We start from the raw sequence: 12637 nt of genomic DNA, 5'->3' as shown, positions 1-12637 counted from the left end.
CTATTAGTATTTAAGTTCTAAAACTTCTGGCTTCTGTGCTTGTTGATCATGCTCAGAACCTCTGTATACTTTAAGTTTTCTTAATGTTTGTCTTCCAAGTACTCCTGTTGGAAGCATTCTTCTTACAGCCTCTTCAAATGCATATTCTGGCTTCTTTTTTAATACCTCTCTGTAAGGTGTTTCTTTTAATCCACCTGGATAAAATGAGTGATGTCTCAACATCTTTTGATCTAATTTCTTTCCAGTTAAAACTACCTTTTCAGCATTGATTACTATTACATAATCACCTGTATCAACATTTGGTGTGAATATTGGTTTGTGTTTTCCTCTTAATATAGATGCTACTTGGCTGGCAACTCTACCCAATGGTTTTCCTGCTGCATCAACTACATACCATTTTCTATCAACTTCTCCTGTTTTAGCTATGTATGATTTCATCTTTTTCCCTCCCTGAACTTCTTATATAAACTTTTTCGTTCTTCTATTTCTATGTGAAGATCCAACCTTCGTGGATCTTATACACTTAGCAAATATAGTTTTTTCAAACATTATCATTGTAATACAATCTTCCTGGTGTGTCAATGTATTTTATTAAATTAATAAAATACTTTTTCTAAACAAAGCCCTGATGATAAAACTGCTTTCCCCGCTTTAGATCTATCCTTTGATTCTATTATATCTCTTATCTGCTTTGGTGGCATTTTACCTTTTCCCACTTGAACTAAAGTACCTACTATTATTTTAACCATATTATATAAAAATCCATCTGCGGTTATATAGATCTTTATATAATCATTTTGTTTATATATTTCTATATCTTTAATAGTTCTAGTGCTAGTTTTAACGGAGCTTCCCATATTTTTAAATGCAGAAAAGTCTTGTTTCCCTAGAAAATATTTACTGGCTTCTATCATTATATCCACATTTAGGGGTTTCCTTACATGATATACATAATTTCTATATAATGCTGGAACGCTTTCCCTATTAAATATAGTGTAGGAGTACGTCTTTGCTACACAACTATATCTAGCATGGAATTCTTTTTCTACCTCTTCTGAACTTAATATAATTATGTCTTCTGGTAAATTTAGATTTATAACATTCTTAATTTTATCTGATGGTATTGTGGATTTAGTATGAAAGTTTAGTACAAAAGCTTTTGCATGTACTCCAGCATCTGTTCTACTACATCCTATTACATCTAAGCTTTCACCAGTTGATTTAAATATAGCCTCTTCAATTTTTTGTTGAATAGTCATAGCATTGTTTTGCCTTTGCCACCCACTATAATTTGTTCCATCGTACTCTACTATTAATTTTATATTTTTCATTATAATATCCAACTATATATAATATATTGCTATGGATAATGTTGCTAAAGAAAAATATATTATAGCAGCAACCAAATCAATACCTTGCATTTTAAGTTGTTTCATTCTAGTTCTACCTTCTCCCCCCCTATAACATCTTGACTCCATAGCCATAGCAAGCTCATCTGCTCTTCTAAATGAACTTATAAATAGTGGCACAAGTAATGGAATTAATCCTTTTGCTTTGTTTATTATATTTCCACTATCAAAATCAGCACCCCTAGCCATCTGAGCCTTCATTATTTTATCAGTTTCATCCATTAGTGTAGGTATAAATCTTAATGCTATAGTCATCATCATTGCTAGTTCATGAGCAGGTAAACCTATCTTTTTAAAAGGGCTTAAAAGCCTTTCAATTCCATCTGTAAGTTCAATAGGTGATGTTGTTAATGTAAGTAACGATGTTCCAATTATCAAAAATATTAATCTTAGTACCATAAAGCCTGCTGTACTTAGTCCTTCTTTATATATCTTTATAAATTTCCATTGAAATACAAGTTCAGTACCCTCTACCATAAATAAATTTAAAATAGCTGTCACAACTATAAGTATAAAAACAGGTTTTAGACCTTTGTATAAATATGTGGGTGATAGTTTTGCAACTGAAACCGTAGCTAATATAAATGCCACTACAAATATGTATCCACTAAAACTTTTGATTAGAAACAATTGGATTATAAATAATAATGATATTAATATTTTAGTCCTGGGGTCTAATTTATGAACAAAAGATTCCCCCGGTACATATTGTCCTATTGTAATATCTTTTATCATAAGTTCTTCCCCCTATAAGCTAGCTTTTTTGGTATTATCTAAATATTTTAAAACCGCTTTTTTAGCTTGATCAACTGTAAATATATCTTTTTCTATCTCAAAGCCTTTAGCTCTTAATTCTCTAACTAAATAAGTAATTTGTGGAGCTGCAAGTCCAACCTCTTCTAACCTATCGATATTTTGAAATATTTCTTTTGGCTTTCCATCTAAAATGCAGGTTGCCTTATTCATTACTATAATTCTATCTGCTACCTTGGCAACATCTTCCATGCTATGTGAAACTAATATTATAGTCATATTATAATCCTTGTGTAAGGTTTTAATTTGAGACAATATATCATCTCTTCCTTTTGGATCAAGTCCTGCTGTGGGCTCATCTAATATAAGTGTCTTAGGCTCCATAGCTACCACCCCTGCAATTGCTACACGTCTCTTTTGACCTCCACTTAAATCAAATGGTGATTTATCTTTATATTCTTCGTAATCTATTCCTACCATTTCCATGGCCTTTTTAACCCTCTTAAGTATTTCTTCATCTTTTAGGCCTAAATTTTTAGGTCCAAAAGCTATGTCCTTTTCTATGGTTTCTTCAAACAATTGATATTCAGGATATTGAAATACTAAGCCTACCTTTTTTCTTACATCACTAAGCTTTACTCCTCTTTTAAGTATATCTTGCCCATCAATTATTATCTTTCCACTGGTTGGTTTTAATAAACCATTTAGGTGTTGAATAAGTGTTGATTTCCCTGATCCTGTATGCCCAATAAGGGCAACAAATTCACCATCATTTATCTCTAAATTTATATCATCTAATGCCTTCTTTTCAAAAGGCGTATTTTTCATATAAATATGGGTTAAATTTTCTATCTTAATTGACATAATTTATTCACCATCTCATCTATAGTTAATATTTCTGTATTAATATCAATTCCACTCTTTTTTAATTCATAGGCAAGTTCAGTAACCTGTGGAACATCTAGTCCTATCTTTTTCATTAATTCTACATTTTTGAAAACATCTCTTGGTGTACCCTCTATTATTATCTTTCCTTCATCCATAACAGCTATACGATCTGCTTCTACCGCTTCTTCCATATAGTGGGTAATAAGTATTATAGTTATTCCAAACTCTTTATTAAGTTTCTTTATAGTGTTTATTACTTCTTTTCTCCCTGAAGGGTCTAGCATAGCTGTAGGTTCATCAAATACTATGCATTTAGGCATCATTGCTAGTATGCCCGCTATAGCTACTCTTTGTTTTTGACCACCTGACAAGAGATGTGGTGCATGTTTCCTATACTCGTACATACCTACTGTTTTTAAACTTTCTTCTACTCTTTTTCTTATCTCACTAGGTTCTACTCCAAGATTTTCTGGGCCAAAGGCCACATCTTCTTCCACAATTGTTGCAACTATTTGATTATCAGGATTTTGAAAAACCATACCTGCTTTGCTTCTAATATTCCATGTATTATTCTCATCAGATGTATCCATGTTATCAACATAAACTTTGCCTTCTGATGGTATTAATAGTGCATTTAAATGTTTTGCAAGGGTAGATTTTCCCGAACCATTATGTCCTAATACTACTAAAAACTCTCCCTTTTCAACCTCTAGGTTAACACCATTAACAGCATACTTCTCTGAATTATCTTCTGAATTAATATATTTGTATGTAAGGTTTTCGCATTTAATCATAGTATTTTTCATTTAATAGTCCTCCAAAATAAAAATGTGCATATAAGTAATGAAAAGTAGACTTTATAAATCTATTTTCCATTACTTACATATTAATAATATTAATATACTAATAAAATAACATACTGAGCAATAAAAATAAATAGATATATTAAAATGGGGACTAAGCTAATGCCACTTAATCCCCTTAATTGTTATACTAATTCTAATATAACTACTTCTGCTGCATCTCCTCTACGTGGACCTACTTTATAAATTCTAGTATATCCACCATTTCTTTCACTGTACTTAGGAGCTATATTATCAAATAAATTTCTTACTACTTCTTCTTCAGTTACGAAAGCAAGCGCTTGCCTTCTTGCATTAAGATCTCCCTTTTTTCCAAGAGTGATCATTTTTTCAGCTAATCGCTTTGTTTCTTTTGCTCTTGCTTCTGTAGTTTCTATCTTACCATATTTTAAGAAACTAGTAACAAGATTTCTTAACATTGCTCTTCTTTGGTCGGTTGGACGACCTAATTTACGGTACACTGCCATAACTTTACCTCCTTACTCGTCGTTTAATCTTAATCCCAAACCTAAATCTTTAAGTTTTCGTTCTACTTCTTCTAGGGACTTTCTTCCAAGGTTTCTTACCTTCATCATATCTTCAATAGATCTTTGGGCAAGTTCTTGAACTGTATTTATTCCAGCTCTCTTTAAGCAGTTGTAGCTTCTAACTGATAAATCAAGCTCCTCAATAGTCATTTCAAGAACTTTTTCCTTCTTATCTTCTTCTTTTTCTATCATAATCTCTACATCATTTGCATGATCAGTAAGAGTCATGAATAACTTAAAGTGTTCTATTAGAATTTTAGCTGATAAGCTTAAAGCCTCTTCTGTTTTTATGGTTCCATTTGTCCAGATCTCTAAGGTTAGCTTATCATAATCTGTGATTTGACCAACCCTTGTGTTATCTACGGTAAAGTTAACTCTTTTAACTGGAGTATATATGGAGTCTATAGGTATAGATGATATAGGAAGTTCTTCGATTTTGTTTTTGTTTTGTGAAACATAACCTCTTCCTCTTCCAACTATAATCTCCATGTATAATCTTGCATTATCATCCAGGGTTGCTATATGTAGATCTTTATTAACAACCTCTATATCGCTATCAGTTTTTATATCTCCAGCGGTTACTTCGCAAGGTCCCTTTGCATCTATATATATAGTCTTAGGCCCCTCACCTGTCATTTTAAGAGCAAGAGATTTAATGTTTAATATTAATTCTGTTACGTCTTCTTTAACACCTGGAACTGTTGAGAATTCATGAAGTACACCATCTATCTTTACATACCTAGCTGCAACGCCAGGTAGTGAAGATATTAATATTCTTCTTAAAGCATTCCCAAGAGTTATACCGTATCCTCTCTCTAGAGGTTCTACAACAAACTTACCATAACTTTCATCTTCGCTAATTTCTATACACTCAATTTTAGGCTTCTCGATTTCTAACATTGGCAAACCCTCCTTGTTTTTTAAATGGCAACCTTATATGAGGGCAACTGATTCTATATCTACTAAATTGATTTTTCTATATTTAGCAGACTATTAGATTATTAGACTATTACTTACTATATAACTCAACTATTAATGTTTCATTTATAGGAGCGTCTATATCATCTCTTGCTGGTTCAGCAATAACTGTTCCTTCAAAATTTTCTGGATTTGATGTTAACCACTTTGGTAAAGTTTTTGGATTTTCAGCAAATGTTTTGAATTTCTCAGTAGCCTTGCTCTTATCACAGATAGATACAACATCATTTACTGAAACTTGGTAAGATGGAATATCTACCTTACTTCCGTTTACTAGGAAATGTCCGTGAGTAACTAATTGTCTAGCTTCTGTTCTTGAAGCCCCGTATCCAAATCTAAAAGCTACATTGTCTAATCTCATTTCTAGTAGTCTTAATAGATTTTCACCTGTTATTCCTCTTTGCTTATCTGCTTTTTCATAATATGTTCTAAATTGTTTTTCTAACACACCGTAGATTCTCTTAGCTTTTTGCTTTTCTCTTAATTGTAATCCGTAGTTGGATACTTTCTTTCTACTTTGTCCGTGTTGCCCTGGAGCATATGCTCTTCTTGCAAACGCACATTTATCTGTATAGCATCTATCTCCCTTAAGAAATAGTTTCATACCTTCTCTTCTGCATAATCTGCAGGTAGCTTCAGTATATCTTGCCATTAATTACACCTCCTGTTACTTATACTAAACTCTTCTTCTTTTTGGTGGTCTACAACCATTGTGTGGTATTGGAGTAACATCTTTAATTAATGTAACTTCAATTCCAGCTGCTTGTAATGATCTTATGGCTGCTTCTCTTCCTGATCCTGGTCCTTTAACATAAACTTCAACACTCTTTAAGCCATGCTCCATTGCAACTTTTGCAGCTGTTTCTGCTGCCATTTGTGCTGCATATGGTGTACTCTTTCTTGATCCTCTGAATCCTAAAGCACCTGCACTAGACCATGATAAAGCATTTCCAGCTGTATCAGTTAAAGTTACTATTGAGTTATTGAACGTTGACTTTATATGTGCTGCGCCATGTTCAATATTTTTTCTTTCTTTTCTTCTTCTTGTTTTCTTAACCTTTTGTGCTGCCATTACTCTACCTCCTTACTATTTCTTTCTATTAGCTATAGTTCTCTTTGGACCTTTTCTTGTTCTAGCATTAGTTTTTGTTTTTTGTCCTCTTACTGGAAGACCTTTTCTATGCCTTATTCCTCTATAACATCCAATTTCAACTAATCTTTTTATGTTAAGGGCAACTTCTCTTCTAAGATCTCCCTCAACCTTTAAGTTTTTATTTATATATTCTCTTATAACATTAACTTCTTCCTCACTAAGATCTTTTACCCTAGTATCAGCATTAATGCCAGTTTCTTCTAACAGTTTTTTAGCGCTGGAATTTCCTATTCCATATATATAAGTTAGACCTATTTCTATTCTTTTCTCTTTTGGTAGGTCAATACCTGATATTCTTGCCATTAAAATTTACACCTCCTGGTATTTAAACTTGCTTTTATATAGAAAATAATTTATCTTCTATATTTTTAATTTATATATTTAAAATCCTAGGTCAATAGAGTATGTCGGTCCCTCTATTGTCAGCCTTACCTAAAACTTAATAGCAGATTGTTTTTTTATTAATTACTATTTATGAAATTAGCCTTGCTTTTGCTTATGCTTTGGATTTTCACAGATTACCATTACTCTTCCTTTTCTTTTTATGATCTTACATTTTTCACAAATAGGCTTAACTGACGGTCTTACTTTCATAGCTAATCCTCCTTATTACTTTGCTCTCCAGGTAATTCTTCCACGAGTTAAATCGTAAGGTGAAAGTTCTAATGTTACTTTATCACCTGGCAAAATTCGTATGAAATTCATTCTTAATTTTCCTGATATATGAGCAAGTATTACATGCCCACTTTCTAATTCTACCTGAAACATAGCGTTTGGTAAAGCATCAATTACTGTACCCTGCATTTCTATTATATCATCTTTTGACATAAGGTAATCAAACCTCCTTAACAATGGCTTTTAATATTAAAAAGCTTTTAATCTTAATATCTATATCTCGCTCATCACTTAACAAACTATCTTTAATCTCATTTGCAACCTCACAAGTTAAATTAAGATGCTTAAGCTTTTTTCTTTTAGGTTTACTTATAGTTTTCTTCTTTCCGTCAGCAACTAACACATAATTATCATCTATTCTTTCAATAATTATATATCCTTTATCCTTATCCCTGCCAGCTTTAGAATATGCAATTTTACCAATTAAGTCATTGTCTTGCAAAATATTCACCTCTATGATTACCTTAGCAATAAATCTACATTGAGATATAAGATTCAATGTGAATTTATAACTAAGCAGTTGTAACCTTATTTTGTTAGCGTAAGTATCTCTGGACCTTCATTTAATATAGCTACTGTATTTTCATAGTGTGCGGACAAGCTTCCATCTACAGTAACAACAGTCCATCCATTTGGTTTCGTAATTACTTTGAAACCACCTATGTTTACCATAGGCTCAATAGCCAAAACCATTCCACTAACTAATTTGGGTCCTTTCCCAGGTTTTCCGAAGTTAGGAATTTGGGGGTCTTCATGCATATCCCTTCCTATTCCATGACCTACATAATCTCTCACTACTGAAAACTTATTGTTTTCAATGTGCTGTTGAACAGCGTAAGATATATCTGTAAGCCTATTACCTACTACGGCTTTTTCTACACCTTTGAAAAAACTTTCTTTTGTAACCTCTATAAGTTTCATAATCTCACTAGAAACTTTTCCAACAGGGATAGTTCTAGCAGCATCTCCTTGGTATCCATTTAAAATAGCTCCACAGTCAATACTTATGATATCACCTTCATTTAAAACCCTGTTGGTTGGTATACCATGAACTACTTCTTCATTAATAGAGGTACATATGGAAGCTGGAAATCCACCATATCCTTTAAAAGAAGGTTTTGCACCTTGCTTAGTTATAAATTCTTCCGCAAATTCATCTATCTTTGCAGTAGTAATTCCTGGTCTTACTATCTCTTCTAATTTTAAAAGAGTATCTCCCACCACTTTTCCTGCCTGCCTCATGTATTCAATTTCTTCGTGGGTTTTAATAATTATCATTTTTATTGCTCCCTAGAATGTTACATATTTCCTCGAAAACCACATTAATAGCTTTAGTACCATCTACAATAGATAGTAAACCTTCGCTCTTATAATAATTTATCAAAGGCTGTGTTTGTTCATCATAGACATCTAACCTTTCACTTACAGTACTTTCAACATCATCTTTTCTTTGAATTATATCAGTACCGCAAATATCACATCTACCATCAATGGTTGGTGGATTAAATTTTATATGATAACTAGCACCACAAGCTGGGCAAACCCTTCTGCCTGTCATTCTTTCTAATATGAAGTCTCTTGGGACATCTATTAAAAGAGCTGTATTAAGCTTTTCATCTCTAGAATTCAAAAAGCATTCTAGAGCTTCTGCCTGCGTAACTGTTCTAGGAAAACCATCTAATAAGTACCCTTTATCACAATCTTCTTCTCTTAATCGATCTTTAACTATATCTATAGTTAAGTCATCTGGAACCAAATGACCTTTATCAATATGTTTTTTAGCTTCAATGCCTAAAGGGGTATTTTCTGAAATATTTTTTCTAAATATATCTCCTGTGGATATATGTGGTATAGAATATCTGTTGCTTATTGATTTTGCTTGTGTGCCCTTGCCGGCACCCGGTGGACCTAATAATACTATTTTCACTGGCATCATCTCCATCATCCTTATTTAAGAAATCCTTGATAATGACGCATTACTAATTGAGATTCCATTTGTCTTAATGTATCCAAGGATACTCCTACCATTATGAGCAACATTGTACCACCAAATGAAATTCCCTTAAAAGAAGTGTAATTTTCAAGTATTATAGGGAATAAAGCAATTACCGCTGCAAAGATACCTCCTATAATGGAAATTCTATCTAGGATTCTTTCTAGGTATCTCGCTGTTGCATTTCCTGGTCTTATACCTGGTATAAATCCAGCTGATTTACTCATATTCTCTGCCATTTCTTCAGGTTTCATTGTAACCTGTGTATAGAACCAAGTAAAGAATATTGTTAACACAGCATAAAAGATTATATACATTATAGAGTTATTCTTAAATGGACTGAAACGTCCATTTACTATCACTTTATTAAACCAAGATAAGGGCCAAAATTGTCCTATTGTAAAAGGAAATTGCATAACAGACATAGCAAATATTATAGCTATTACAGCTGAACTAGTTATGCTTATTGGAATATGTGAAGACTGTCCTTTAAACACTTTATTACCAACTGACTTTCCAGCATATTGAACAGGTATTCTTCTTTCTGCAAGTGACATACCTATTACTGATAATAATAAAGCTAATGCTACTATTACAAATACAGCAATTTCTACAGGTCCGATATACTGACCTTTTTTAAGAGATGATATTTTAAAAATGGTATTTGGGAATCTAGATATTATATTTACAAATATAATAAGTGAAACTCCATTACCAAGTCCTTTAACAGTGATCATATCTCCAAGCCACATCAAAAATGTTGATGCTGCTAATAAAGTTAATATTATCATGACTACATTCATCATGGAAGCATCTTTTATTGCATTTTGACTTTGTATTAATAAAAAAGATCCATAAGCTTGTAGAACTCCTATAGGTATAGCTGCATACCTAGTAATATTTTGTATCTTCCTTCTTCCATCTTCTCCCTCTTTTGATAGTTGTTCTAGTTGAGGGATTGCAATAGTTAATAATTGCATAATAATTGATGCATTAATATAAGGAACAACACCTAATGCAAATATACTAAATGTACTAAATGCACCTCCAGATATTAAATCATAAAAGTTAATTAGGTTTCCAGATTGACCTGCAAAATCTGCTAAACGACTTGTATCAATTCCAGGAACAGGAATATGATTTCCCATCCTGAAAATTGCAATTAAAAACAAAGTGTATATCAGTCTTTTGCGCAATTCTGGAACCTTCCAAGCATTACGTAGGGTTGATAGCATTTTTATACCACCTCAACTTTTCCCCCAGCCGCTTCAATTTTTTCAGCTGCAGTTTTAGAGAACTTAGTAGCTTTTACTGTTAAGTTCTTTTCTAAATTTCCATTTCCTAAAACCTTAACTCCGTCTTTAATCTTGCTTACTACTCTTCTTTCAAGCAATAATTCTGGTGTCACAACTGTACCATCTTCAAATATATTCAATCTGTTAATATTTACTTCAACATATTCTTTAGCAAATATATTGGTAAATCCTCTTTTAGGTAGTCTTCTGTATAGTGGCATTTGACCTCCTTCGAATCCTGGTCTAACTCCACCACCACTTCTTGAATTTTGTCCGTTTTCACCTTTTCCGGCATTTCTTCCAAGTCCTGATCCTGTACCTCTACCTACTCTTTTAGGAGCTTTTCTGCTTCCTTCTGCTGGTTTTAATTCATGAAGTCTCATCTATCTTTACACCTCCTTGCTCTCTTAAACTTCTTCAACTTTCAAAAGATAACTAACTTTATTTATCATACCCATTATTTGAGGAGTATCCTCATGCTCAATAGTTTTTCCTATCTTTTTAAGTCCAAGAGCATTTGTAGTTGCTATGTGATCTTTTTTTCTACCAATTAAACTCTTAACTAAAGTTACTTTTAGTTTAGCCAAGGCAATCCCTCCTAACCTAAAATCTCTTCAACGTTTTTGCCTCTAAGCTTCGCAATTTGCTCAGCTGTTCTTAGACGACTTAATCCGTTGATTGTAGCATTAACCATGTTTCTTGGGTTTTTAGAACCTAAAGATTTTGCTCTTACGTCTTTTAAACCTGCTAGTTCAAGTACAGCTCTAGCTGCACCACCAGCTATAACTCCAGTACCTTCTGTTGCTGGCATTATAAGTACTCTACCAGTTCCAAACATACCATCAATTCCATGAGGAATTGTAGTTCCAACCATAGGAACTTCTATTAAATTTTTCTTTGCATCTTCGATGCCTTTTCTTATTGCTTCAGGTATTTCAGCAGATTTTCCCATACCAACGCCTACATGTCCGTTCTCGTCTCCGACAACAACAAGAGCGCTGAATCTGAAGTTTCTACCACCCTTAACAACCTTAGTTACTCTGTTTATAAAAACAACTTTTTCCTTAAGGTCTAGTGTGCTAGGATCGATTCTCATTTATTTCCCTCCCTAAATTAGAATTCTAAGCCAGCTTCTCTTGCTGCTTTTGCAAGTTCTTCAATTCTTCCGTGATATATGTATCCACCTCTATCAAATACAACTTGCTTAATTCCTTTATCTAATGCTTTTTTAGCAATCATTTCTCCTACTTTTTGAGCAGCTTCTTTATTGCTTCCTAAGCTTATCTCTAAGTCTTTATCTAAAGTAGAGGCAGCTACAAGTGTGCTTTGTGAAACATCATCTATAATTTGAGCATATATATGTCTTTCACTTCTATAAACAGAAAGTCTTGGTCTCTCAGCTGTACCAGCTATTTTTTTACGTACTCTAAGATGGCGCCTTTCTCTGCTTTTTTGTCTGTCATCCTTCTTTAACATAAAGGTTCACTCCTTTCTATTACTTTTTACCAGTTTTACCTTCTTTACGTCTTATGATTTCGCCCTCATATTTTATACCTTTGCCTTTATATGGCTCTGGCTTTCTCCAAACTCTTATATCAGCAGCTGCATCTCCAACAGCTTCTTTATCTATTCCTTTTATTGCAACTTTATTTGCTGCAAGGATTTCAAAAGTTACTCCGCCTACTGGCTCTATTTCAACTGGATGTGAAAAACCTAAGTTTAACACTAATTTTTTTCCTTGAAGTTGTGCTTTGTATCCAACTCCAATTAATTCTAATGTCTTTTGGTAACCTTCTGTTACTCCGATAACCATGTTATTTATTAAAGATCTTGTCAATCCGTGAAACGCTCTAAGTTGTTTTTCATCGCCTGATCTAGTAACTACTATTGTGTTATCTTCAACAGCTATAGTCATTTCTTTTCTCATAGCTCTTGTAAGTTCACCTTTAGGGCCTTTTACTGTAACAACATTGTCTGGTGTTATAGTAACATTTACGCCGCTTGGTATAGCGATGGGCATCTTACCTATTCTTGACATATTCGCACCTCCTACACTCCGATTACGCATATCCATGCATTTTATTAATATTTATATAAACTCTT

General features: G+C 33.1%; 21 protein-coding genes. All 21 read right to left on the bottom strand.

The features are described from left to right. Nucleotides 1-3: 3 nt before the first annotated feature. Nucleotides 4-438, bottom strand: coding sequence for a 50S ribosomal protein L13 (rplM, locus tag BD821_RS06010; RefSeq protein ID WP_029451374.1), 435 nt, complete (start codon nucleotides 436-438; stop codon nucleotides 4-6). 158 nt (nucleotides 439-596) lie between these two features. Further along, nucleotides 597-1331, bottom strand: a complete 735-nt coding sequence (gene truA / locus BD821_RS06005; protein ID WP_104409711.1) for a tRNA pseudouridine(38-40) synthase TruA — start codon at nucleotides 1329-1331, stop codon at nucleotides 597-599. Nucleotides 1332-1343: 12 nt separating this feature from the next. Further along, nucleotides 1344-2144 (bottom strand): energy-coupling factor transporter transmembrane component T family protein, encoded by an 801-nt coding sequence (locus tag BD821_RS06000; protein ID WP_029451378.1) that lies wholly within the window; start codon nucleotides 2142-2144, stop codon nucleotides 1344-1346. 12 nt (nucleotides 2145-2156) lie between these two features. Then, nucleotides 2157-3026, bottom strand: a complete 870-nt coding sequence (locus tag BD821_RS05995; protein ID WP_104409710.1) for an energy-coupling factor transporter ATPase — start codon at nucleotides 3024-3026, stop codon at nucleotides 2157-2159. Beyond that, nucleotides 3011-3856 (bottom strand): energy-coupling factor transporter ATPase, encoded by an 846-nt coding sequence (locus BD821_RS05990; protein ID WP_029451380.1) that lies wholly within the window; start codon nucleotides 3854-3856, stop codon nucleotides 3011-3013. Before BD821_RS05990 ends, BD821_RS05995 begins: the two co-directional genes overlap by 16 nt. Nucleotides 3857-4038: 182 nt before the next feature. After that, nucleotides 4039-4380, bottom strand: coding sequence for a 50S ribosomal protein L17 (rplQ, locus tag BD821_RS05985; protein WP_029451381.1), 342 nt, complete (start codon nucleotides 4378-4380; stop codon nucleotides 4039-4041). Between the two features lie 12 nt (nucleotides 4381-4392). Continuing rightward, nucleotides 4393-5340, bottom strand: coding sequence for a DNA-directed RNA polymerase subunit alpha (locus tag BD821_RS05980; protein ID WP_029451383.1), 948 nt, complete (start codon nucleotides 5338-5340; stop codon nucleotides 4393-4395). 109 nt (nucleotides 5341-5449) lie between these two features. Further along, on the bottom strand, nucleotides 5450-6070 hold the full coding sequence (gene rpsD / locus BD821_RS05975; protein ID WP_029451384.1) for a 30S ribosomal protein S4: 621 nt from the start codon (nucleotides 6068-6070) through the stop codon (nucleotides 5450-5452). A gap of 24 nt (nucleotides 6071-6094) precedes the next feature. Further along, on the bottom strand, nucleotides 6095-6490 hold the full coding sequence (gene rpsK / locus BD821_RS05970; RefSeq protein WP_029451385.1) for a 30S ribosomal protein S11: 396 nt from the start codon (nucleotides 6488-6490) through the stop codon (nucleotides 6095-6097). Between the two features lie 15 nt (nucleotides 6491-6505). Continuing rightward, nucleotides 6506-6874 carry a 30S ribosomal protein S13 gene (gene rpsM / locus BD821_RS05965; RefSeq protein ID WP_029451386.1) on the bottom strand — a complete coding sequence of 123 codons (369 nt, stop codon included), beginning with the start codon at nucleotides 6872-6874 and terminating at the stop codon, nucleotides 6506-6508. A gap of 177 nt (nucleotides 6875-7051) precedes the next feature. Next, entirely contained in the window at nucleotides 7052-7165 is a 114-nt protein-coding gene (rpmJ, locus tag BD821_RS05960) for a 50S ribosomal protein L36 (protein WP_025434559.1), read from the bottom strand. 15 nt (nucleotides 7166-7180) lie between these two features. Continuing rightward, on the bottom strand, nucleotides 7181-7399 hold the full coding sequence (infA, locus tag BD821_RS05955) for a translation initiation factor IF-1 (protein WP_029451387.1): 219 nt from the start codon (nucleotides 7397-7399) through the stop codon (nucleotides 7181-7183). Between the two features lie 7 nt (nucleotides 7400-7406). Continuing rightward, complete coding sequence (locus BD821_RS05950; RefSeq protein ID WP_226104648.1) at nucleotides 7407-7697, bottom strand: KOW domain-containing RNA-binding protein; 291 nt, start codon at nucleotides 7695-7697, stop codon at nucleotides 7407-7409. Nucleotides 7698-7774: 77 nt separating this feature from the next. Further along, on the bottom strand, nucleotides 7775-8524 hold the full coding sequence (map, locus tag BD821_RS05945; protein WP_104409709.1) for a type I methionyl aminopeptidase: 750 nt from the start codon (nucleotides 8522-8524) through the stop codon (nucleotides 7775-7777). Then, entirely contained in the window at nucleotides 8511-9173 is a 663-nt protein-coding gene (locus tag BD821_RS05940; RefSeq protein WP_029451390.1) for an adenylate kinase, read from the bottom strand. The genes map and BD821_RS05940 overlap by 14 nt, the downstream gene beginning before the upstream one ends. Before the next feature lie 20 nt (nucleotides 9174-9193). Continuing rightward, nucleotides 9194-10474: a preprotein translocase subunit SecY gene (secY, locus tag BD821_RS05935; protein WP_029451391.1), complete on the bottom strand. Its 1281-nt coding sequence runs from the start codon at nucleotides 10472-10474 to the stop codon at nucleotides 9194-9196. Between the two features lie 2 nt (nucleotides 10475-10476). Next, nucleotides 10477-10917, bottom strand: a complete 441-nt coding sequence (gene rplO, locus BD821_RS05930; protein ID WP_029451392.1) for a 50S ribosomal protein L15 — start codon at nucleotides 10915-10917, stop codon at nucleotides 10477-10479. A gap of 24 nt (nucleotides 10918-10941) precedes the next feature. Further along, nucleotides 10942-11121, bottom strand: coding sequence for a 50S ribosomal protein L30 (gene rpmD, locus BD821_RS05925; RefSeq protein ID WP_029451393.1), 180 nt, complete (start codon nucleotides 11119-11121; stop codon nucleotides 10942-10944). A gap of 11 nt (nucleotides 11122-11132) precedes the next feature. After that, the gene (gene rpsE, locus BD821_RS05920; protein ID WP_029451394.1) at nucleotides 11133-11630 is read right to left on the bottom strand and encodes a 30S ribosomal protein S5; all 498 of its coding nucleotides are present in this window, start codon (nucleotides 11628-11630) and stop codon (nucleotides 11133-11135) included. 17 nt (nucleotides 11631-11647) lie between these two features. Further along, nucleotides 11648-12010: a 50S ribosomal protein L18 gene (gene rplR, locus BD821_RS05915; RefSeq protein WP_029451396.1), complete on the bottom strand. Its 363-nt coding sequence runs from the start codon at nucleotides 12008-12010 to the stop codon at nucleotides 11648-11650. A gap of 19 nt (nucleotides 12011-12029) precedes the next feature. Next, nucleotides 12030-12572, bottom strand: a complete 543-nt coding sequence (gene rplF / locus BD821_RS05910) for a 50S ribosomal protein L6 (RefSeq protein WP_029451397.1) — start codon at nucleotides 12570-12572, stop codon at nucleotides 12030-12032. Nucleotides 12573-12637: the final 65 nt, after the last annotated feature.

It is taken from the genome of Clostridium algidicarnis DSM 15099, from assembly GCF_002934235.1.
Lineage (GTDB): Bacteria > Bacillota > Clostridia > Clostridiales > Clostridiaceae > Clostridium_L > Clostridium_L algidicarnis.
The sequence above is the reverse complement of the archived record's forward strand: the minus strand, read 5'-3'. Positions and strand labels throughout refer to the sequence as shown.

Bases quoted from the DNA above. Each gene is read 5' to 3' on its own strand.
- rpsK (WP_029451385.1), bottom strand. From the start codon at position 6,490: ATGGCAGCACAAAAGGTTAAGAAAACAAGAAGAAGAAAAGAAAGAAAA.
- BD821_RS05990 (WP_029451380.1), bottom strand. From the start codon at position 3,856: ATGAAAAATACTATGATTAAATGCGAAAACCTTACATACAAATATATT.
- rplM (WP_029451374.1), bottom strand. From the start codon at position 438: ATGAAATCATACATAGCTAAAACAGGAGAAGTTGATAGAAAATGGTAT.
- rplF (WP_029451397.1), bottom strand. From the start codon at position 12,572: ATGTCAAGAATAGGTAAGATGCCCATCGCTATACCAAGCGGCGTAAAT.
- rplO (WP_029451392.1), bottom strand. From the start codon at position 10,917: ATGAGACTTCATGAATTAAAACCAGCAGAAGGAAGCAGAAAAGCTCCT.
- map (WP_104409709.1), bottom strand. From the start codon at position 8,524: ATGATAATTATTAAAACCCACGAAGAAATTGAATACATGAGGCAGGCA.
- BD821_RS06000 (WP_029451378.1), bottom strand. From the start codon at position 2,144: ATGATAAAAGATATTACAATAGGACAATATGTACCGGGGGAATCTTTT.
- secY (WP_029451391.1), bottom strand. From the start codon at position 10,474: ATGCTATCAACCCTACGTAATGCTTGGAAGGTTCCAGAATTGCGCAAA.
- truA (WP_104409711.1), bottom strand. From the start codon at position 1,331: ATGAAAAATATAAAATTAATAGTAGAGTACGATGGAACAAATTATAGT.
- rpmJ (WP_025434559.1), bottom strand. From the start codon at position 7,165: ATGAAAGTAAGACCGTCAGTTAAGCCTATTTGTGAAAAATGTAAGATC.
- rpsE (WP_029451394.1), bottom strand. From the start codon at position 11,630: ATGAGAATCGATCCTAGCACACTAGACCTTAAGGAAAAAGTTGTTTTT.
- rplQ (WP_029451381.1), bottom strand. From the start codon at position 4,380: ATGGCAGTGTACCGTAAATTAGGTCGTCCAACCGACCAAAGAAGAGCA.
- rpsM (WP_029451386.1), bottom strand. From the start codon at position 6,874: ATGGCAAGAATATCAGGTATTGACCTACCAAAAGAGAAAAGAATAGAA.
- infA (WP_029451387.1), bottom strand. From the start codon at position 7,399: ATGTCAAAAGATGATATAATAGAAATGCAGGGTACAGTAATTGATGCT.
- BD821_RS05995 (WP_104409710.1), bottom strand. From the start codon at position 3,026: ATGTCAATTAAGATAGAAAATTTAACCCATATTTATATGAAAAATACG.
- rpsD (WP_029451384.1), bottom strand. From the start codon at position 6,070: ATGGCAAGATATACTGAAGCTACCTGCAGATTATGCAGAAGAGAAGGT.
- rplR (WP_029451396.1), bottom strand. From the start codon at position 12,010: ATGTTAAAGAAGGATGACAGACAAAAAAGCAGAGAAAGGCGCCATCTT.
- BD821_RS05980 (WP_029451383.1), bottom strand. From the start codon at position 5,340: ATGTTAGAAATCGAGAAGCCTAAAATTGAGTGTATAGAAATTAGCGAA.